This window comes from Nitrincola lacisaponensis, from assembly GCF_000691225.1.
GTDB classification, from domain to species: Bacteria; Pseudomonadota; Gammaproteobacteria; order Pseudomonadales; family Balneatricaceae; genus Nitrincola; species Nitrincola lacisaponensis.
Genome location: NZ_JMSZ01000024.1, coordinates 41,562 through 61,139 on the forward strand (window position 1 = coordinate 41,562; position 19,578 = coordinate 61,139).

16 protein-coding genes are annotated in these 19,578 nt (G+C 54.4%); 6 read left to right on the forward strand and 10 right to left on the reverse strand.

All coding sequences use genetic code 11. The features are described from left to right. The first annotated feature begins 49 nt into the window (after window positions 1–49). Window positions 50–979 carry an Rpn family recombination-promoting nuclease/putative transposase gene (locus ADINL_RS08685; RefSeq protein WP_036546570.1) on the forward strand — a complete coding sequence of 310 codons (930 nt, stop codon included), beginning with the start codon at window positions 50–52 and terminating at the stop codon, window positions 977–979. 140 nt (window positions 980–1,119) lie between these two features. Here ADINL_RS08685 and ADINL_RS08690 read toward each other — a convergent pair whose 3' ends face one another. Further along, window positions 1,120–1,818, reverse strand: a complete 699-nt coding sequence (locus ADINL_RS08690) for a hypothetical protein (RefSeq protein WP_036546574.1) — start codon at window positions 1,816–1,818, stop codon at window positions 1,120–1,122. Next, window positions 1,818–4,937 carry a bifunctional proline dehydrogenase/L-glutamate gamma-semialdehyde dehydrogenase PutA gene (putA, locus tag ADINL_RS08695; protein ID WP_036546577.1) on the reverse strand — a complete coding sequence of 1,040 codons (3,120 nt, stop codon included), beginning with the start codon at window positions 4,935–4,937 and terminating at the stop codon, window positions 1,818–1,820. The genes ADINL_RS08690 and putA overlap by 1 nt, the downstream gene beginning before the upstream one ends. Window positions 4,938–5,141: 204 nt before the next feature. Here putA and proC point away from each other — a divergent pair, with 204 nt between their 5' ends. Next, window positions 5,142–5,972, forward strand: coding sequence for a pyrroline-5-carboxylate reductase (gene proC / locus ADINL_RS08700; protein WP_239644360.1), 831 nt, complete (start codon window positions 5,142–5,144; stop codon window positions 5,970–5,972). Window positions 5,973–5,984: 12 nt separating this feature from the next. Here the strand turns inward: proC and ADINL_RS08705 are convergent, their stop codons facing one another. After that, the gene (locus ADINL_RS08705; RefSeq protein ID WP_036546809.1) at window positions 5,985–6,923 is read right to left on the reverse strand and encodes an ornithine cyclodeaminase family protein; all 939 of its coding nucleotides are present in this window, start codon (window positions 6,921–6,923) and stop codon (window positions 5,985–5,987) included. Between the two features lie 67 nt (window positions 6,924–6,990). Further along, window positions 6,991–7,776, reverse strand: a complete 786-nt coding sequence (locus tag ADINL_RS08710; RefSeq protein ID WP_036546580.1) for a helix-turn-helix domain-containing protein — start codon at window positions 7,774–7,776, stop codon at window positions 6,991–6,993. Window positions 7,777–7,947: 171 nt separating this feature from the next. Between ADINL_RS08710 and hemE the strand changes: the two genes are divergently transcribed. Further along, on the forward strand, window positions 7,948–9,012 hold the full coding sequence (gene hemE, locus ADINL_RS08715; RefSeq protein WP_036546583.1) for a uroporphyrinogen decarboxylase: 1,065 nt from the start codon (window positions 7,948–7,950) through the stop codon (window positions 9,010–9,012). 11 nt (window positions 9,013–9,023) lie between these two features. After that, window positions 9,024–9,680, forward strand: a complete 657-nt coding sequence (can, locus tag ADINL_RS08720; RefSeq protein ID WP_036546588.1) for a carbonate dehydratase — start codon at window positions 9,024–9,026, stop codon at window positions 9,678–9,680. 158 nt (window positions 9,681–9,838) lie between these two features. Here the strand turns inward: can and ADINL_RS08725 are convergent, their stop codons facing one another. Beyond that, window positions 9,839–11,110 (reverse strand): O-acetylhomoserine aminocarboxypropyltransferase/cysteine synthase family protein, encoded by a 1,272-nt coding sequence (locus ADINL_RS08725; protein ID WP_036546591.1) that lies wholly within the window; start codon window positions 11,108–11,110, stop codon window positions 9,839–9,841. 131 nt (window positions 11,111–11,241) lie between these two features. On the opposite strand from ADINL_RS08725, the gene radA reads away from it, so the two are divergent. Next, entirely contained in the window at window positions 11,242–12,627 is a 1,386-nt protein-coding gene (radA, locus tag ADINL_RS08730) for a DNA repair protein RadA (protein WP_036546593.1), read from the forward strand. A 1-nt stretch (window position 12,628) separates the two neighbouring features. Here the strand turns inward: radA and ADINL_RS08735 are convergent, their stop codons facing one another. Continuing rightward, the gene (locus tag ADINL_RS08735) at window positions 12,629–12,997 is read right to left on the reverse strand and encodes a PilZ domain-containing protein (RefSeq protein WP_036546595.1); all 369 of its coding nucleotides are present in this window, start codon (window positions 12,995–12,997) and stop codon (window positions 12,629–12,631) included. A gap of 202 nt (window positions 12,998–13,199) precedes the next feature. Between ADINL_RS08735 and ADINL_RS08740 the strand changes: the two genes are divergently transcribed. Beyond that, on the forward strand, window positions 13,200–14,288 hold the full coding sequence (locus ADINL_RS08740; RefSeq protein ID WP_036546597.1) for a GGDEF domain-containing protein: 1,089 nt from the start codon (window positions 13,200–13,202) through the stop codon (window positions 14,286–14,288). A 477-nt stretch (window positions 14,289–14,765) separates the two neighbouring features. Here the strand turns inward: ADINL_RS08740 and ettA are convergent, their stop codons facing one another. The 4 genes from ettA to ADINL_RS08760 all read right to left on the reverse strand — a co-directional run bounded on the left by ettA (window position 14,766) and on the right by ADINL_RS08760 (window position 19,502). Next, window positions 14,766–16,424: an energy-dependent translational throttle protein EttA gene (gene ettA / locus ADINL_RS08745; RefSeq protein WP_036546599.1), complete on the reverse strand. Its 1,659-nt coding sequence runs from the start codon at window positions 16,422–16,424 to the stop codon at window positions 14,766–14,768. Between the two features lie 115 nt (window positions 16,425–16,539). Next, the gene (locus tag ADINL_RS08750; RefSeq protein ID WP_036546602.1) at window positions 16,540–17,496 is read right to left on the reverse strand and encodes a Bug family tripartite tricarboxylate transporter substrate binding protein; all 957 of its coding nucleotides are present in this window, start codon (window positions 17,494–17,496) and stop codon (window positions 16,540–16,542) included. 41 nt (window positions 17,497–17,537) lie between these two features. Further along, a complete protein-coding gene (locus ADINL_RS08755; RefSeq protein ID WP_036546604.1) occupies window positions 17,538–19,052 on the reverse strand; it encodes a tripartite tricarboxylate transporter permease in 1,515 nt (504 codons plus the stop codon). Then, window positions 19,053–19,502: a hypothetical protein gene (locus ADINL_RS08760; protein WP_036546607.1), complete on the reverse strand. Its 450-nt coding sequence runs from the start codon at window positions 19,500–19,502 to the stop codon at window positions 19,053–19,055. It lies immediately after the preceding gene. Between the last annotated feature and the right edge of the window lie 76 nt (window positions 19,503–19,578).

A 19,578-nucleotide genomic window follows, 5' to 3' on the forward strand; every position in this document is an offset into this window, starting at 1 on the left:
GCTCCAGGTTGGCAGGATGCCAGGGTTTATTTTTTGAAAAGGATTTCAGATGACCTATCACGATAAAAGCTATAAACGCTTCTTTTCCGATCCCTTCATGGTACGCGAGCTGCTGACCGGATTTATCCATGAACCGTGGGTCGAGACCCTGGACTTCACCACACTGGAAACCGTTAAAAGTCAGTTCATCACCGATGACTTCCGCCAGCGGGAGGACGATATCATCTGGCGTGTCCGCAGCACAGAAGGCTGGGTCTATGTCTATCTGTTGATCGAATTCCAGAGCCGTATCGACCGCTTTATGGCGGTGCGGATGCTCACGTACGTGTCTTTATTGTATCAGGAGCTGATTCGTCAGAAGCAGTTTACAACAGCCGGGAAGTTACCTCCGGTGTTTCCCATTGTGCTCTACAATGGCGAGAGCCGCTGGCATGCGAGTGTGGATATTCAGGATTTGATCCAGACGGTAGGCGGTGGCTTAAGCCGTTATACGCCGAGTATGCGCTATCTGGTACTGGATGAGGGCCAGTGGGTTGCCCAATCACCCGGCAGGCAAAGCCAGGTCAACCTGGTTAGCGCACTCTTTCAGATGGAATACAGCCAAAGCCCGGAAGTGCTGGCTGAACTGGTTGGCTACCTGAATGACTGGTCAGCTGAACATCCCCGATTGAAAAAGGTCTTTCTGGGGTGGCTGAAACGGGTGTTATTGCCGAATCGCTTTCCGGGTGTAAAATTAGATCAGATAAACGATCTGGATGAGGTGAAGGATATGTTGGCCGAGCGGGTTAAAAACTGGACAGAAGAGTGGAAGCTGCAAGGGTTGCAAGAGGGTCTTGAGCAGGGACTGGAGCAGGGCCATGAACGTGCTCAGGTTCAGATTGCCCAGAAAATGCTGTCTCAGGGTCTGAGTGATACCTTGATTCTGGAACTGACCGGTATATCAGCAGAAGCGTTGAAGATTCTGAAACAGCAGCCATAACAGATTGGGTTATTTTTAGTGTTCTGATTCAGTCTGAATCTATCTGACCGTCTGCCACATGGAAGTGGCAGACGAATCTGCAAGGATGTATCTATGGCATATCAGATAGATTCAGGGGTATTCGTCATTCTTATTTCAGCTTACAACTCGGTACTACCCAGCTCCAACAGTGTTGCGTTACCGCCGACTGCGGTGGTGTTGATGGTGCGGGTGCGCTCAGTGACGAAGCGCAGCAGGTGATCCGGTTGCAGCAGGTGGCTGCAGCCTTGTGGATCGGTTTCACACACCAGCTGTACCAGCAGTCCATCACGCTGGGCCAATAGTCGGTTGATCTGGCGCGCCTGTTCGGTGGTGCAGACAGCTGCGACAACAGCCAGGCCATCTAGGGCCAGGGTGTGCTCCAGCGGGCTGTCTGGCAGGTGTTGAATCACTGCTTCTGGCAGGCCGAACATATGGGCTTTCTCAACCAGGTTGCGCACCCATTCACTCTGGCCAGGCCATTGCAGAACAACACAGTTACCACAGGCCAGCGCCGAGATCATCTGACCGATAAACGCGACTTCGCTGGCGCTGTCATCACCGATTACCAGCGTGACACCGCGTCCGTTCAGATACAGTTCGTTGGATTCCCCGGTGGGTCCGGGCATCACCTGGATGGGTTCCATGGTGATGCTGAGATCCAGCAAGGGGCGTAACAGTGCCTGTACCTGTGCATCGCGTAAGGGTGGCAGTTCACTGGCCAGCTTTTTCAGGCGTTCGCTGCGTTTGGTGAATCCCAGGTGATTCCAGGCTTCCCAGGCAGCCTGTGCCTGAGTGATACGAGGATCTTGAGTGCTCATCAGCGCATCTCCTGAACAGGGGTAAGTTGAGTGTAACGCATCAGGTAGTGAGGTCCACCGGCTTTGGGGCCGGTACCGGACAGTCCCTGCCCGCCGAACGGCTGCACGCCAACAGCAGCGCCTATCTGATTACGGTTGATATAACAGTTGCCGACGCGCACACGTGCTTCGATCTGTGAGGCGGTGCGTTCGTTACGGCTGTGAATGCCCAGAGTCAGACCATAGCCGGTGGCGTTGATCTGGTCGATCAGGTTATTCAACTGACTGGCTTTGTAGCGCAGCAAGTGAATGATGGGGCCAAACTGCTCACGTCCCAGCTCATCAATCGAGCGGATTTCAAAGGCTGTGGGTGGCACGAAGGTGCCCTGATCACAGTCGGCTGGCAACGGAGTTTGGGCGATCAAATGTGCGCTCGATTTCATCTTCTCGATATGCTCCAGCAGACCTGCCTGGGCTTCGCGGTCAATAACCGGGCCGACATCCGTGCTGTGCAAGCGAGGATCACCAACGACCTGCTCGGCCATGGCGCCTTTCAGCAGTTCAATAATGCGCTCTGCAATGTCTTCCTGAACACACAGGATACGCAGTGCCGAACAGCGCTGACCGGCAGACGCAAAGCCGGACAGAACAGCATCCTTGATCACCTGTTCTGGCAGGGCGGTTGAATCGACAATCATCGCATTCTGACCACCGGTTTCCGCAATAAAGGGAACCGGATCGCTGTCACGTTGTGCCAGTGAACGGTTGATCAGTTGAGCTGTTTCGGTGGAGCCTGTGAAGGCAACACCGGCGATACGTGGATCACGCGTCAGAGGTGCTCCGACGGTAGCGCCATCACCCGGCAGCAGGGTAAAGGCATTGCCAGGTACACCGGCGGCATAGATCAGTTCAGCGGCTTTGCTGGCGATCAGGCTGGTTTGTTCTGCCGGTTTGGCGATCACGCTGTTACCGGCGGCCAGTGCAGCAGTCACCTGTCCCAGGAAGATTGCCAGCGGGAAGTTCCAGGGGCTGATGCAGACAAACACACCTCGACCCTGACGCTGCCAGAGGCGTTGGCCGCCCTGCAGTTGGCTCAGGCTGATGGGACGGGCACAGTGATGCTCAGCCTGATTGGCATAGTAGCGGCAGAAATCCACGGCTTCACGCACTTCGTCAATGGCGTCCTGAATGGTTTTTCCAGCTTCCATGTGACAAATGGCACAGAGCTCTGCCAGATTGTCTTCCAGCAGGTCCGCCAGTTTGCGCAGTGCATCAGCACGCATTTTAACCGGTGTTTCATTCCAGCGCTGGAAGCCTTCTGCGGCCACTTCAATCGCCTGATTGACCAGTTCAGCATTGGCAAACTGTACTTCGCCAACCGTGATGCGGTGGTCATGTGGTGCCTGAATACTGTGTCCGGGCAAGCCATCCACTGCCTGTCCGTTCAGGTAGGGACGTCCAAGCCACTGTTGTTGACTGAAGCCGGTGACCGCTTCACTGAAGGGCAGCCACTGGGATTCAATCTCAATGTTGGGGCCCGTCGAGTTGGCGCGATCTTCAAAAATGGCACGCGGCAACGGAATGTGCGGGTTGTGCAGTGTTTTACGCTGGTTCAGTGTGACATAAGGGTGCTGTACCAGGTCGCTGACCGGGCAGCGTGCATCCACCAGACGATGGACAAACGAGCTGTTGGCTCCGTTTTCCAGCAGACGGCGTACCAAGTAGGGCAGCAGATCCTTGTGGCTGCCAACCGGTGCATAAATGCGCACGCTGACACCTGCCTCACGAATCACACGGTCATACAGCGCATCGCCCATACCGTGCAAACGCTGGAATTCGAATTCCTGGTGTTGTGCCAGGGTCATGATGCTGGCAACGGTATGTGCATTGTGGCTGGCAAATTGCGGCCAGATCACGCCCTTGATCTGCTCACTCAGCAGAAAACGTGCACAGGCCAGATAGGATACATCGGTCGCTTCTTTGCGCGTCCAGACCGGGTAACCACTCAGGCCTTTCTGTTGGCAGAGTTTGATTTCGCTGTCCCAGTAAGCACCTTTGACCAGGCGAACCGGAATCAGGTCACCCTGTTCTTTCGCCAGTGCAGCCAACCAGGCCAGTACCGCCAGTGCGCGTTTGGAGTAAGCCTGTACTACCAGGCCGAAGCCGCCCCAGCCCTGACAGGCGGGATCACGGTAGAGTTTGGCAAACAGATGCAGCGACATTTCCAGTCGATCCATCTCTTCGGCGTCGACTGTGATGGCAACATTCAGAGAGCGTGCTTTTTTGATCAGCAGCAAAACGCTGTTGTACAGCTCTTCCATCACACGTGCTTCCTGTCCGACTTCATAACGCGGATGCAGGGCAGACAGCTTGATGGAGATACTGGGGCGCGGACCTTTGGCTTTCTTGTCGACAAAGTTGCCGGTGAATTCAATCGCCTGCAGGTAATCGTTGAAATACTTCTGCGCATCCTTGGCGGTGAGTGCGGCTTCTCCGAGCATGTCAAACGAGTAGGTATAACCCTTCTGACGATAGTCACTGCCACGCTTCATCGCTTCATTGATGGTGCGACCCAGGACAAATTGATGCCCCATGATCTTCATTGCCTGCTGCATCGCTTTACGAATCACCGGCTCACTCATGCGATTGACCAGACGGTTGATGATACCGCTGGCAGAGCCATCTTCCTTTTCATCCATAGTCACTACTTTACCGGTCAGCAACAATCCCCAGGTTGAGGCGTTGACCAGCAGTGAATCACTGTTGCGCAAGTGCTTTTTCCAGTCGGCAACGCTGAGCTTGTCACGAATCAGTGCGTCTGCAGTCTCTGCATCCGGTACACGCATCAGGGCTTCTGCCAGACACATCAGCAGAATACCTTCTTTGGTGTCCAGGCTGTATTCCAGCAACAGCGCATCAATCATATGGATAGAATCGCCATCTGCACGTACGTCTTGAATCAGACGTGTGGCCCGTTCTTCGGCCTGCTTGAGCTCGGCATCGTCCGGCTTGGCCAGCGGCATAAGCTCACGCAGCCAGGTGTCTTCATCAATGGCGTAGAGTGGCGAGATCTCTTTCCAGAGCTCAGTGGTTGGACGCTCGATCCAGCTGGGGTCCAGAACGTCGTGTGGCTTGAACATAGTGCAGTCCTCAGTTTTGACTTCACGCAGAATTTTTATGATGGCATCACTGTAAGTATAAGAAGGCTGTGCCGTCTTGCAGGATTCTCCGGAGGTTTATTGAAATGCTCTTGTTGCAGAGGGTTTGTACGACAGGACGTGGCGTTGTGGCCTGAGTCTGAGTACACTCAGCAGCAACAAAAAACTGGCCGTGAGGAGTGACAGATGGAAATGCCGGTGAAAAAAATCACCTTTATCGGTGCTGGAAATATGGCCAGTGCCATATTCAAGGGTATGCTGGCGCAGGGGTATCCGCCTGAAGCCATTACGGCAACTGCACGTGAAGCCGACCATCTGGACAACTTGCGGCAGACCCTTCAGATTCATGTCAGCGGAGATAACGCAGTCGCTGTTGCTGACGCAGATGTGATTGTGCTGGCAGTCAAGCCTCAGGTTATGCAGGCAGTCTGCCGGGAAATAGCGGATCAGGTCTGTCAGACCCGTCCATTGATTATTTCCGTAGCGGCTGGTTTACAGGCCGAGACCCTGAATGCCTGGTTGGGTGGCGGTCATGCGGTGATTCGTTGTATGCCGAATACGCCTTCCCTGGTAGGGGCAGGTGCCAGTGGTCTCTACGCCTTGCCGGGTGTGCTGCCAGCACAGCGTGAGTTTGCAGATCAGTTGCTCAGCCGTGTCGGGCTGACAGAGTGGGTTGAGCAAGAGGCGCTGCTGGATGTGGTGACGGCGATTTCCGGCAGTGGCCCCGCGTACTTCTTTATGATCTTTGAAATGATGGAAAAGGCTGCTGTTGAATTGGGGATGCCTGCCGCTGAGGCGCGTCGTCTGATTCTGCAAACCGGTTTGGGAGCTGTACGCATGGCTCAGGAAACCGGTGAAGAACCTGCTCAGCTGAAACGAAACGTGATGTCACCCAACGGCACGACAGAGCGCGCCATTCACACCTTTGAACAGGAAGGTATGGAGGTCATGTTCCTCAAGGCGATGCAGGCCTGTGCCGATCGCGCGGCTGAAATGGCGCGAGAACTGGGTGGTTGAGTGTACTGTTCCCTAGCGACCACCCTGATTCGAAACCTGCTCCAGCAGGTACTGTGCCGTCATTAAGTCCAGGTGAGCACCGCCCCCATTCTTGTAGAGGGTAATGTCCTGGTCGTTTAAACGGCCAGGTGCGCCACGTACCAGATCATACAGATCCGCCAGAACATCGGCTTCAGTGATTGCACCTGATTCGATGGGCTTGATCAGCTCGCCGATCTCTCCCAGTGTGGTTTTGCGTGAATCGACAAAGACACGACTGACTTGCGTGGCCTGATCATCGGCTTCGCGCATATCCGGACGATAGGCGCCGATCAGATCCAGATGTGTACCAGGCTGTAACCAGGCGCCCTGAATAATAGGTTCGACACTGACGGTTGCCGAGCTGATGATATCGGCCTGGCGAACACCTTCTTCCAGAGATTCGATGGCTGTGCCGCCCAGCTGTCTGGCCAGTTTTTCTGCATTGGCATGGGTGCGATTCCAGACCAGCAGGCGTTTGATGGAAGGAAAGAGTGTCGGGTAGGCCTGTGCCAGTGTTGTGGCGATGGTGCCTGCGCCAACCAGAAGCAGGGTTTCACTCTCGGGTCGTGCGAGTAAGGACGCGCCCAGCAGTGAGTCGGCGACTGTTTTCCAGCGCGTGAGGGTTGCCCCGTCAATCAGCGCCCTGACCTGACCATCCTGATCATCGAAGAGTACGAACACGCCCTGGACGGTTGGCAAAGGGTCTGGACGGGAAGGGTTTCCGGGGAACACCGAGACAGTTTTCAATCCCACGCCCAACCCCGGAATCCAGGCGACACGATTGAGCATGCCGCCCTGATCCATCTTCAGATGCTGATCAGCAATAGTGGGGGCGGGGGTAAGATGCGCCTGTTTCAGTGCTGCGACCAGTCCAGGCCAGGTCAGTACACGATCTGCATCCTCGGCAGATATATAGCGTGGTATCGACATAATCTCTGAGTCTCCCTGTTCCATGATCACTGGATCATAACAGATCAACCCGGAAATGACAGACGCGTTACGAGTCGGCAGAAAGCTGGCTGGATTTACGGTAGCGGGCCGGGGAGATGTTCAGATATTGGGTGAACGCACGTGTCAGTGCACTCTGGTTGGTAAAGCCAAAGCGCCCTGCAATCTCGATCAGGGGGGCGTTGGAATTTTTCAGTGCTTCCTGGGCGCCTTTCAAGCGTTTATTGAGAATATAGTGCTGGGGGGTCATGCCGGTTTGCTGGCGGAAGCGGTCAAAGAACTGGCTGCTGCTGAGAAAGACCAGGCCCGCCAGTTCAGTGACCCTGATTTTGCGATCAATATGCAGATCTATGTAGTTGTTGATCACATCCATATTGATTTTGCCGGGGAGCCTCACCCGGTGATAGCCTGCCAGCTGTTGTTCAAGATGACGTTGCAGGGCGCAGACGATGGCGTTACTGCAGGCACTTTGCAGTAACGCATCATCCGGGTTTTTCTGCATCTCCCGGCTCAGTGCTGCAATCAGAACCTGCAGGTCGCTGCTGCAATGAATAAAGCGGGACTGGTTGAACAGCGCATCAATACGCGGTTGCAGCTGGTGATCTGCATGAACCGGAGCCAGGTTGACGACAACAATGCTGTTGTCTCCCACGCCCCAGAACGCATGATCGGTTTCACAGGGCAACAGACAGCCCATACCGGTACTCACAGGGCGTGTGTGTCCGGCAATATCGAATTCTGTAGCGCCTTCCAGACCAAATACCAGTTGATGATGGTGGTGGTCATGGTGCTCTGCACTTTGCGGAAGGCTGATAACTTCTGCCTGTTTAACCATGAATGACCATTGTTGCCTTGATCAGTGACTGTCAGTAGGTAGTGCTGACTTGATGCATCATAGCACAGCTGAAAAAACTCGCCGAGCACTGTGCACAGAGGCCGGAATTATTTTTTTGATCAGGGTACAATACGCACAATTTTCCTAAGTTGATAACAGGATCCGGAACCTATGGCCGAACTCAAGAATGATCGTTTTCTCAGAGCCTTGCTGCGACAGCCCGTCGATGTAACCCCCGTATGGATGATGCGACAGGCAGGCCGCTATCTGCCGGAGTACAAGGCTACCCGCGCCCAGGCCGGTGATTTCATGAGCCTGTGCAAGAATGCGGAACTGGCATGTGAAGTTACCTTGCAGCCGTTGGAGCGTTATGACCTGGATGCGGCCATTCTGTTCTCCGATATTCTGACCATTCCGGATGCCATGGGATTGGGTTTGTACTTTGAGACAGGAGAGGGGCCTCGTTTCCGTAAAATCATTCGTACAGAAGCTGATGTGGCTGCGTTGCCGGTGCCAGATGCCGCGCGGGATCTGGATTATGTGATGAATGCGGTAAAAACCATTCGCTCCGCATTGAATGGTCGTGTACCGCTGATCGGTTTTTCCGGCAGCCCCTGGACCCTGGCCACCTATATGGTTGAAGGTGGCTCCAGCAAGGATTTCCGTCATATCAAGCAGATGATGTATGCGACACCAGAAGTATTGCATCAGTTGCTGGATAAGCTGGCGCAGTCAGTCACCGATTACCTGAATGAACAGATACGTTGCGGTGCTCAGGCGGTACAGATTTTTGATACCTGGGGTGGCGTACTGAGTCCGCAAATGTATATGGAATTCTCATTGCGTTACATGCGCCAGATTGTCTCCGGACTGATCCGTGAGCATGATGGGCGTCAGGTGCCAGTGATCCTGTTTACCAAAAATGGTGGTCAGTGGCTGGAAACGCTGGCCGAAGCCGGTGCGGATGCGCTGGGTCTGGACTGGACCACGAATATTGATGATGCCCGCCGTCGTGTGGGTCACAAAGTCGCCCTGCAGGGCAATATGGACCCCTCTGTGCTCTATGCTCCTCCTGCGCGTATTCGTGCGGAAGTGGCGGATATTCTGGAGCGTTTTGGGCCGGGTGAAGGTCATGTCTTTAACCTGGGCCATGGTATTCATCAGTTTGTCGACCCGGAAAGTGCCGGGGTGTTTGTGGATGCGGTGCACGAACTCAGCGCCAAGTATCACCAGTAAGGATACGGGTTATGAAAAATTTGGCGCCCTTGTTTGAGAAGAACCGGGAGTGGTCCAGCCGGATCAATGCGGAAACGCCCGACTTTTTTCCGACCCTGTCTTCTCAGCAGGCTCCTGAGTATCTGTGGATAGGATGCTCGGACAGTCGGGTACCTGCCAATGAGATTGTGGACCTGCTGCCCGGTGAGCTGTTTGTTCACCGCAATGTATCCAATCTGGTCGTGCATACGGATATGAACTGCCTGTCGGTATTGCAGTATGCGGTGCAGGTGTTGAAGGTCAAGCATGTCATGGTGGTCGGGCATTACGGTTGTGGCGGCGTCAAAGCTGCACTGGACAGCCGTTCCAATGGTCTGATCGATAACTGGTTGGGCCATATCCGTGATGTGTATTTCAAGCATCGTCAGTTGGTGGGAGAGTGGTCCGCCACAGACGTTCAGTTTGATCGCATGTGTGAACTGAATGTGATAGAGCAGGCAGAAAATGTCTGTAACACCACTATATTGCGTGAAGCCTGGTCACGCGGACAGGATGTCACCGTGCATGGCTGGATCTACGGATTACAGAATGGACTGCTGACGGATCTCAACTTCTGTGTCAGTGCTGCCGAAGAAGTGGAACCCGAGTATGAACGGGCTATCGCCAGAGTACAGCGTCTGGCAGAGTAAATTGGTACTGCAGGGTGACGAGAGCGAATCTGGCTGACCGTCTGCCGCCAGGGATGGCGGCAGTCGAGCCCCCATGGATGGGTTCATGGCGTGTCAGCCAGGTTCGCTCTCGTCACCCATTCACGACCACACAGACTCTCATGTGGCCGTGAGTCTGGTCAAACCTTGCTAAGCGCCTGCTCCAGGTCAGCCAGCAAGTCATCAATATGCTCGATACCGATCGACAGACGTACCATCTCCGGTGAAACACCCGCTGATTTCAGTTCTTCATCATTCAACTGACGATGAGTGGTTTCAGCCGGGATCGATGCCAGGGATTTGCAGTCACCGATATTCACTAAGCGCAGGAAAATCTGCAACGCATCATAGAAGCGTCGAGTTGCTTCACGACCTGCCTTGAGACCAAAACTGAGAATGCCTGAGGCTTTGCCATTCATGTATTGCTGCGCCAGTGCATAGTCTTTATGCGAGGGCAGTCCGGCATAGTTGACCCAGGAAACAGCAGGGTGTGCTTCCAGGAACTGTGCCACCTTGGTGGTGTTTTCACAGATACGTTCCATTCGCAGGCTCAGCGTTTCCAGTCCCTGAATCAGCAAAAAGGCATTCATCGGTGACAGGGCTGCGCCCATGTTACGCAAGGGCACAACACGGCAGCGACCAATAAATGCTGCAGGACCAAAGGCCTCGGTGTACACCACGCCATGGTAAGACACATCTGGCGTGTTCAGCAGCGGGAAGCGCTCTTTGTGCTCAGCCCAGGGGAATTTTCCGGAGTCTACAATCACGCCACCAATCGAGTTGCCATGTCCTCCAATATATTTGGTGGCTGCGGTGACGATAATGTCGGCACCCTGCTCAATCGGTCGCCACAGAGCCGGGCTGGGAACCGTGTTATCCACAACCAGCGGAATGCCGTGACGGTGGGCAATTTCGGCCAGTTTGGCAATGTCGGAGATACCACCGGAAGGGTTGCCGACCGATTCGCAGTAGAGCATTTTGGTGCGCGAGTCGATCTGGGCTTCAATCGCAGCAAAATCATCCTTGTTAACGAAGCGTACCTGAATGCCTTGGCGAGGCAGGGTGTGTGCAAACAGGTTGTAGGTACCACCATAGAGTTCGCTGGTAGAGACAATATTATCGCCGCTTTCAGCCAGTGTCTGAATGGTGTAGGTAATTGCTGCCATCCCGGACGCAACGGCCAATCCGGCAATACCGCCTTCCAGTGCGGCGACGCGCTGCTCCAGTACATCAGTTGTTGGATTCATAATCCGGGTATAGATATTACCGGCCACTTTCAGATCAAACAGATCAGCGCCGTGCTGGGCATCGTCAAAGGCATAGGAGGTGGTCTGATAGATCGGTACAGCAACGGCTTTGGTGGTTGGATCGGGGCTGTATCCGGCATGTAGTGCGAGGGTTTCTAGTTTCATCTGGATTCTCGGAACCTTGTTGTTATTGAAAGCCTGATAACAGGCGGTGTTGCCAAAGGTAGCAGATTTTGGAATTGTTTGGCCATCTCGTTACAATGCGTTCAGACTCACTGACCCGATGGATGGAAAAAATGGCCAAAGCAAAATCTGCCTATGTCTGTAATGACTGTGGTGCTGACTACACCAAATGGCAGGGGCAGTGCAGTGCCTGTGGTGCCTGGAATACCCTGACTGAAGTGCGCCTGAGCACGGCTGCGTCCAGTAGCGGCAGCCGTGGTGCGCGATTTGAAGGCTATGCGGGAGAGGCGGCTGTCAGTGCGCACCAGCGGGTCGTCAGTCTGAGCGAGGTCGATTTGCAGGCCATGCCGCGCATTGCCACGGGAACCGGTGAACTGGATCGTGTTCTGGGTGGTGGTCTGGTGCCGGGGTCAGCTGTACTGATTGGCGGACATCCGGGTGCCGGTAAAAGTACGCTGCTATTGCAAACGCTTTGTCATCTTGCCGGACAGTACCCGGCGCTCTATGTGACGGGGGAAGAGTCCTTGCAGCAGGTGGCGATGCGTGCGGCGCGTTTGGGGTTGAAGGCAGATCATCTGAAAATGCTGTCGGAAACCTCTGTGGAAACCATTTGTGATGTGGCTCAGCAGCTGCAACCCAAGGTGGTGGTGATCGATTCGATTCAGGTGATGCACGTAGCCGATGTCCAGTCTGCTCCCGGTTCGGTGTCTCAGGTGCGAGAGTCGGCGGCCTACCTGACCCGCTTTGCCAAGCAGACCGGTACGGTGCTGTTTCTGGTGGGACATGTCACCAAAGACGGTACACTGGCCGGGCCAAAAGTGCTGGAACATATGATTGACTGCTCGCTGCAGCTGGAGGGTTCCTCTGACAGCCGTTTTCGGACGTTGCGCAGCCACAAAAACCGCTTTGGTGCCGTAAATGAACTGGGCGTGTTTGCCATGCTGGAAAGTGGCTTGAAAGAGGTGCGTAATCCCAGTTCTATCTTTCTGACACGTGGAGAAGAGCCCAGCTCTGGCAGTGTGGTCATGGTCGTATGGGAGGGTACGCGCCCTCTGCTGGTGGAGTTGCAGGCACTGGTGGATGAATCCCACTTATCGAATCCGCGTCGGGTAGCCGTAGGATTGGAGCAAAACCGCCTGGCCATGCTGCTGGCTGTTCTGAATCGTCATGGGGGGCTGATGACCGGCGACCAGGATGTGTTTGTCAATGTGGTCGGCGGCGTGCGGGTGCTGGAAACCAGTGCCGATCTGGCCTTGTTGCTGGCCATAGTATCCAGCTTCCGTGATCAACCTTTGTCGCAGGAACTGATTGTATTTGGCGAAGTGGGGTTGTCTGGAGAGATACGCCCGGTGCCGAATGGACAGGAGCGGATTCGCGAGGCAGCCAAACATGGCTTCAGGCGTGCGATTGTGCCCAAAGCCAATGTGCCGAAAGAGAAGTTAGCGGGTATCGAAGTTCTGGGTGTAGGAACCTTGTCAGAAGCGCTGGACCAGATCTAGATCAGTCGAGAACCATCTGTTCCAGTTCGCGCTCCAGCAAGGCTTCATCACCGAGATTCAGCTCCAGCAGGCGGCGCAGATGCGACATGCTGTCGAGATCGATCTCTTTGACAAAAAAGCCGTAACTGGGTGGCTCAGCATAGTTGAGCTGGGTTTTCATGCGGATCAGTACATCATTGGCCAGATAAATATTGACCTCTGCTTCACCGCCAATATCCAGCGCCAGAGGATGGTCAAACTTTAACAGCACCCCGCGCAGCGAGATGTCGACCAGTTGCATGACAAGCGCGCCACCCGCGTAATGGACTTCGCATTCGGCATCAAAGTGAATGCGGGTAAAGCGACGGCGGTCGGGTTCTGTGGTGTTCACGGTGTCTGTCCTCATCTGATGTCGCCGCTGACACGTATTGCCTATCTGTGGCGATGGTTCCATTTTAGTATAAGTTACCGCGCAGCGTTAATCCCATGATCTGGATTATGGTTTGTTGGCAGTGAGTCCGCTATGCTTTCAATAAATTACCACACACTGTCCAATGTTGTCTGTACACTCGGGCGGGAAAAGGAGTGAATTGATGTATCCCTTTCTGGAGTTGTTCTCAGCTCGCAGCCATACCCACTATTTTCAGCATACGCGCAGCTTTTATATCTACCGTCGTGTGCGTGTAATCGCGCTGTTATTGGCTGTGTTGCAGAGTGCCTGGATCTTTGTCGATCAATGGTTATTGCCAACCGGAGTGCAATGGCCGATTGCCATTGCCCGACTGGTCAGCAGTGTGCTGTTTCTGGGGTTGTTTTGCTGGTGGATTCGTCCTTACAGTCGACGGCTGGCCATGCTGCGCCTGTTGCTGCTGTTTATGGTGCTGACCGCTTTTCACTCATTCAGCAGTGCCACGTTGATTCTGCATGGTTATGAGCAGAGTGTGGCAGGCTATCAGTTCTTTCCGTTTATGATTATCAGCATGATGGCGATTTTTCCGCTGGCGATCATTGAAGTACTGGGATTGACCCTGCTGTTAACGCTCGTCGAGCTGGTGACACAGTTGTCACGGGGAAGTCTGGGTGATGTGGCATCGGTCAATAATCTGTGGTTATTGCTGGTGTTGGCGGTAGTCGCGGGCTGGGCATCTGTTAATCAGCTGAATATGCTGCTGGTACTGCACCGTCAGGCGACGCGTGACCCACTGACAGGTCTGGCGAACCGACGTCTGGTGCTGGAGCAGTTGGAGAATGATATGGCCAGTTGTCGGGATGATGACCAGCCCATTGCTGTGTTGCTGTTCGATCTGGATAAGTTCAAGGGCTTTAATGATAACTACGGCCATGCAGCGGGTGATATCGTCCTCAAAGAGTTTGCCGATATCCTGAAAAAACAGGCCCGCAAAAAGCTCGATCTGCCGGGGCGCTTTGGTGGCGAGGAGTTTCTGATGGTGCTGCCGGGGATGGATGCAAAGGCGGCATCGGCTGTAGCGGATGCGATCAACAACACTTGTCGTGGCGTCACCGTACAGGTACCCAGTGGTGAACGGGTCGGGTTCACGACCAGTATCGGTGTGGCTGTGTTGAAGCCGGGTGAAACCCAGTCAGAGCTGATCCGGCGCGCTGACGAGGCACTCTATCGTGCCAAGGACAGCGGCCGTGATCGGTACCAGCTAGCGGATTGATGTACTAAGGCAGTCGATCTATCTTCGGAGAATGATGGGGTCGTCAGGTCGATGTGGTCGGACCTGTCTGACACGCCATGAACTCATCCCTGAGGGCTCGCCTGCCGCCATCCCTGGCGGCAGACGGTCAGACAGGCCCGGCCACATCCCCCTCGGATAGCCCGCTGCCTCTCTCAGGCATGGATGGCCGCCTATGATGATATTCACTGAGTTGCAATGATGCAGTTCTCCGTCCGAGATCGCTGATCAATCTTACCTGTCGTTGTATATCGCGATGGCTGGTGAAAGCGCGCAGGCTTGATATATCTATCGTGTGATACCGTACTCAGAGGGGAGGTGGTAGCGCTGCCGAGGGACCGTCTGCCGCCAGGGATGGCGGCAGTCGAGCGGTCATGGATGACGAAAAGCGAGTCACACGGAAGCGGTACCACCGGACCGGGGTGGTACCTTATGCGATCAGATAGAGTGATTACCCTGTCAATTCATCCGCTTGTACTTGATACGCTCAGGTTGGTGATCTTTGCCGTAGCGCTTGCGATAGTCTTCGGCATAGTCGGTATAGTTGCCTTCAAAGAAAGTGACTTTGGAGTCCCCTTCGTAGGCAATCATGTGAGTACAGACTCGATCCAGGAACCAGCGGTCATGCGAGATCACCACGGCTGAGCCAGGGAAGGCCAGAATGGCTTCTTCCAGTGCTCGCAGGGTTTCAACGTCAAGGTCGTTGGTTGGCTCATCCAGCAGCAACACGTTGCCGCCTTCTTTCAGCAGCTTGGCCATGTGCAGGCGGTTACGCTCACCACCGGACAGGTCTTTGACAAACTTCTGCTGATCCGAACCTTTGAAGTTGAAGCGACCGCAGTAGGCGCGAGACGGGGTCTGATACGTGCCTACAGTGATCATATCCTGACCGTCAGAGATCTCTTCGAAAACTGTTTTGTTGCCTTCCAGCTCACGTGACTGATTCACATAGGCCAGCTTGACCGTGCTGCCGATGACGATTTCACCGGAATCCGGCTGCTCTTCACCTGTAATCATGCGGAAGAGTGTGGATTTACCGGCACCGTTTGGACCAATAATACCGACAATGGCACCGGGCGGAATGGTCAGGCTGAGGTCTTCAAACAGCAGCTTGCCATCGTAGGACTTGGTCACATTATGCAGTTCGATGACCTTGTCACCCAGACGTGGCCCAGGTGGAATGTAGATTTCCTGGGTTTCGTTGCGCTGCTGAAACTCACGGGAATTCATCTCTTCAAACTGCTTCAGTCGTGCTTTGGATTTTGCCTGACGACCTTTGGCGCCCTGGCGAACCCACTCCAGCTCGGACTGAATGGCTTTACGATGTGATGCTTCCTGCTTGGCTTCCTGTTCCAGACGCTGTTCTTTCTGTTCCAGCCAGGAAGAGTAGTTGCCTTCGTAAGGAATGCCGCGACCACGGTCCAGTTCCAGAATCCAGCCTGCGGCATTGTCCAGGAAGTAACGGTCATGGGTAATCGCCACAACAGTACCAGGGTACTCTTGCAAAAAGCGTTCGATCCAGGCGATAGACTCGGCATCCAGATGGTTGGTCGGCTCATCCAGCAGCAGCATGTCCGGATTGTCGAGCAGCAGGCGGCAGAGGGCTACACGACGACGCTCACCGCCGGAGAGTACAGCAACAGAGGCATCCCAGGGTGGCAGGCGCAGCGCATCTGCAGCACGCTCCAGTGCATTGTCGAGGTTGTGGCCATCTTTGGCCTGGATCAGATTTTCCAGTTCAGCCTGCTTTTTGGCCAGTGCATCAAAATCTGCATCCGGATCAGCGTAAGCCGCATAGACGGCATCCAGTTCGGTCAGGGCGCCTTTGACATCGGCCACCGCTTCTTCGATGACTTCGCGAACCGTTTTGCTGTCATCCAGTTGAGGTTCCTGCGGCAGATAACCGACTTTGATACCCGGCATAGGACGGGCTTCACCGATATATTCCTGGTCCACGCCTGCCATGATTTTCAGCAGCGAGGATTTACCCGAACCATTCAGGCCGAGTACACCGATTTTGGCACCAGGGAAAAAGGAGAGGGAGATATCTTTCAGAATTTCACGCTTTGGCGGAACGATCTTGCCAACGCGGTTCATGCTGTAAACGTATTGAGCCATGCAATGCATCCGTTAAAAAATGACGGGAATGAATGTGCAAATTCTACCCGTCTGTGTCGTGGAATGCGAATCCTGCATGTGCACGCCGGGGTGGATTTCCCGGCGTGCGAAGTGATTACTCGCTCAGGCCGCCCATCTCTTCGATGATCGCCTGGTAGCTGGTCACTTTGTTGCGCAGGTCTTCGTGAACAGTTTCGCCATCCATAAACACGACCGGCATCAGAATGCGCTCTTCAGTGATTTCAATGAAGCGAGGATCCTGGGTTGCGGCTTCAAGCGCCTCTGCCAGTTTGGCAATGCGTTCTTCCGGGGTATTTTTTGGCACCATAACGACACGAATATCACCTGGGTCGATGTCATAACCCAGTTCACGCAGGGTTGGTGCATCCGGGAAGGCGACCAGGCGGTCGTCCGCCAGACTTGCCAGTACCGGCATTTCACCGGTTTCAGCATAACCTGAGTGTGTACCGCCGCTGTAAGCGAACTCGACATCACCAGACAGAATCAGCGGTGCCATACCTGCACCACCAGAGGTCGGTACAATACGCAGGTCGATGCCTTCCTGCTTGGCGATGTATTCAATCAGCATGCGGTCAAAGGCCAGCTGAGTCGCGTAGCTGGTGCCAGGGTTGGCCTTGGCATACTCGATCAGTTCCTGCCAGTTGCTGTAGGCGCGATTGGCACCTGTGACCAGGGCGGACTGTCCGAGTGTGACACCGGCAACGTATTTGAAGCTGTCAACATCATAGTTGGTGGGTGTTGCCAGTGGGCCAAAGGTAACGGACATGGAGGTGCCGAATACAAAGGTGTAGCCCTCATCGCGGTTGTTGGCCAGCTGTTGCAGAGCAACACCGCCACCTGCGCCCGGACGGTTGATGACATTCACGGGCTGACCCAGGTGCTCACTCATCACGTTGGCCAGTACGCGGCCTTGAATGTCGGTACTGCCGCCAGCACCCCAGCCGATGACCATGCTCAGTGGTTTGGATGGAAAGTTGTCCGCCATTGCGGATGTGCTGATCGCCAATGCGCCAGTCACCAATGCGGTTTTCAGAAAGCTCTGCAGTTTCATAGGTATCCCCCTAGTTATTGTATGTCAGACCAGGCCTTGGCTCAGTCAGCATTTGGAACGGTTTTCTTACGTTGTTTCAGGCCTGTCCAGGCGAAGCGCAACAGCAACAGCAGCGTAAGCACGACAAAAAAAGCGGCAATAGGCCGGTCGAGCAGAATGGCTGGGTCGCTACCAGACAGGATGATGGATTGACGCAGGTTCAACTCCAGCATGGGTGTGACAATAAATGCCACCAGGAAGGTGACAAATGAGTAGTCAAATTTTTTCAGGAAGTATCCCAGGATTGAAAATCCGAAGACCACCAGCAGACCGAAGGTGCCATAGCCTTGAACCTGAATACCGGCCAGGCAGAGGAAAATCACGATCGGAATGACAATGTGAGACGGGATATTCGTAATTCGGGCAAAAATACGCAGGCCATACCAGCCCACAGCCAGCATGATCAGACTGGCAACCAGCATGCCGGAAAAGATCGAAAACAGCATTTCCGGCTGTTCTCTCAGCATCAGCGGGCCGACGGTGATGCCGTGAATCATAAAGGCACCGACCAGCAGGGCGGCGGATACACTGCCGGGAATCCCCAGGCCAAACAGTGGAATATAGCTGGCGGGAATGACCGCATTATCAGCCGATTCCGAGGCCGCAATGCCGCGTGGGTCACCCTTGCCGAAGCGTTCGGGATCTTTCGCTGCGCGTTTGGCTGCACCGTATGACATGAATGAGCCGACCGACGGGCCGAGGCCCGGCAGTGCGCCAACAAAAGCACCGATCGCCGTCCCCCTGAAAATGGTCGGCAGGGTTTTGCGGAATTCAGGCCAGCTCAGGTCATCCTGCTGGTTATCACTCAGATTGATCGCTTTCTGTCCCCGGTTGCGGCGATATTCGTCCAACTGCACAAACATTTCAGACAGAGCCAGGGTGCCGATGACCAGAGGCAGAATCGGTACACCCTCCATCAATTCAATATAACCAAAGGTCAGGCGCATGGCGCCGGTTTCTGGGTCCATGCCGACGGTGCCGAGAATAATCCCCAGTCCGCCTGCAGCCATTCCCTTGAGGAAAGAGCCGCCCGCCATGCCGGCAATAAAGACCAGTGCAAAGACCAGAATGGCGGCCAGTTCATAAGGGCCAAATTTCAACGCGACCGCTGCAAACGGAATGGCCACGGCAATCAGTAACAGCGTTGCCAGCAGGTCACCGATCACTGAAGCCAGCAGTCCGATTTTTAACGCTGTGCGTGGGCGCCCATCCCGGGCCATGGGATAGCCATCCAGACAGGTGGCTGCCGATGAACTCTCACCCGGTGTGTTCAACAGGATGGCGGAAACAGCGCTGCCCGCAGCCGTGCCCTTTGACAGGCCAATCAGAAATGAAATCGCAGCATAGGGTGACATGTAAAATGTCAGAGGAATGGCAATGGCGATCGCAACGGCGCGATTCAGTCCGGGAATAACACCAACAACATATCCGAGCAGTACACCGCCCAGTATGACGGCAATCGATTCCCAGCCCAGAGCGGTGGAAAATGCATTGTACAAAGCACCAAATTCAGGCATTTACACCACTCCTATACGCATCAGATACACCGTCAAAATGTAGAGCCCTGCGGTAGGTGTCAGGGTGCATAACAGATAAACCAGCCAGCGGCGCTCGCCGAGAATGAATAACAGGCCGCCAATCAGTAGAGGTGCAATCCAGGTCAGGGGGAGGTATATAGCGAGGCAGATAAACAGAAGAACGTACAGGAAGGGCCAGGTTTGGTGCCAGATCCCGGAGAGATCGACACCTTGCAGGAGTGGCTCTCGTGATCGTACCTTCTGGGCAATCGAAACCATGACCAGTGTGACTGCACTGATTAACATAATCCAGGCGCCAATGGTGGCGACCAGCTGTGGTGGAAGGCCAAACGAAAAACCGCCGCCTCCGTGTGTGGGAATCACCCACACTAACAGTGCTGTGGCCAGGGCAGTCACTGCCAGCCCGGACCAGAAATTAATTCTCAGCATGAAAAAAACCTGTGTGATTATTATATGAAACAAGTGTATTGGTCTTTGGTCTTATGCATTAAATCAAAGTGACAAG

Excerpts from the sequence above, each read along its gene's own strand:
- ADINL_RS08685 (WP_036546570.1), top strand. The coding sequence starts at position 50 with ATGACCTATCACGATAAAAGCTATAAACGCTTCTTTTCCGATCCCTTC.
- ADINL_RS08690 (WP_036546574.1), bottom strand. The coding sequence starts at position 1,818 with ATGAGCACTCAAGATCCTCGTATCACTCAGGCACAGGCTGCCTGGGAA.
- putA (WP_036546577.1), bottom strand. The coding sequence starts at position 4,937 with ATGTTCAAGCCACACGACGTTCTGGACCCCAGCTGGATCGAGCGTCCA.
- proC (WP_239644360.1), top strand. The coding sequence starts at position 5,142 with ATGGAAATGCCGGTGAAAAAAATCACCTTTATCGGTGCTGGAAATATG.
- ADINL_RS08705 (WP_036546809.1), bottom strand. The coding sequence starts at position 6,923 with ATGTCGATACCACGCTATATATCTGCCGAGGATGCAGATCGTGTACTG.
- ADINL_RS08710 (WP_036546580.1), bottom strand. The coding sequence starts at position 7,776 with ATGGTTAAACAGGCAGAAGTTATCAGCCTTCCGCAAAGTGCAGAGCAC.
- hemE (WP_036546583.1), top strand. The coding sequence starts at position 7,948 with ATGGCCGAACTCAAGAATGATCGTTTTCTCAGAGCCTTGCTGCGACAG.
- can (WP_036546588.1), top strand. The coding sequence starts at position 9,024 with ATGAAAAATTTGGCGCCCTTGTTTGAGAAGAACCGGGAGTGGTCCAGC.
- ADINL_RS08725 (WP_036546591.1), bottom strand. The coding sequence starts at position 11,110 with ATGAAACTAGAAACCCTCGCACTACATGCCGGATACAGCCCCGATCCA.
- radA (WP_036546593.1), top strand. The coding sequence starts at position 11,242 with ATGGCCAAAGCAAAATCTGCCTATGTCTGTAATGACTGTGGTGCTGAC.
- ADINL_RS08740 (WP_036546597.1), top strand. The coding sequence starts at position 13,200 with ATGTATCCCTTTCTGGAGTTGTTCTCAGCTCGCAGCCATACCCACTAT.
- ettA (WP_036546599.1), bottom strand. The coding sequence starts at position 16,424 with ATGGCTCAATACGTTTACAGCATGAACCGCGTTGGCAAGATCGTTCCG.
- ADINL_RS08750 (WP_036546602.1), bottom strand. The coding sequence starts at position 17,496 with ATGAAACTGCAGAGCTTTCTGAAAACCGCATTGGTGACTGGCGCATTG.
- ADINL_RS08755 (WP_036546604.1), bottom strand. The coding sequence starts at position 19,052 with ATGCCTGAATTTGGTGCTTTGTACAATGCATTTTCCACCGCTCTGGGC.
- ADINL_RS08760 (WP_036546607.1), bottom strand. The coding sequence starts at position 19,502 with ATGCTGAGAATTAATTTCTGGTCCGGGCTGGCAGTGACTGCCCTGGCC.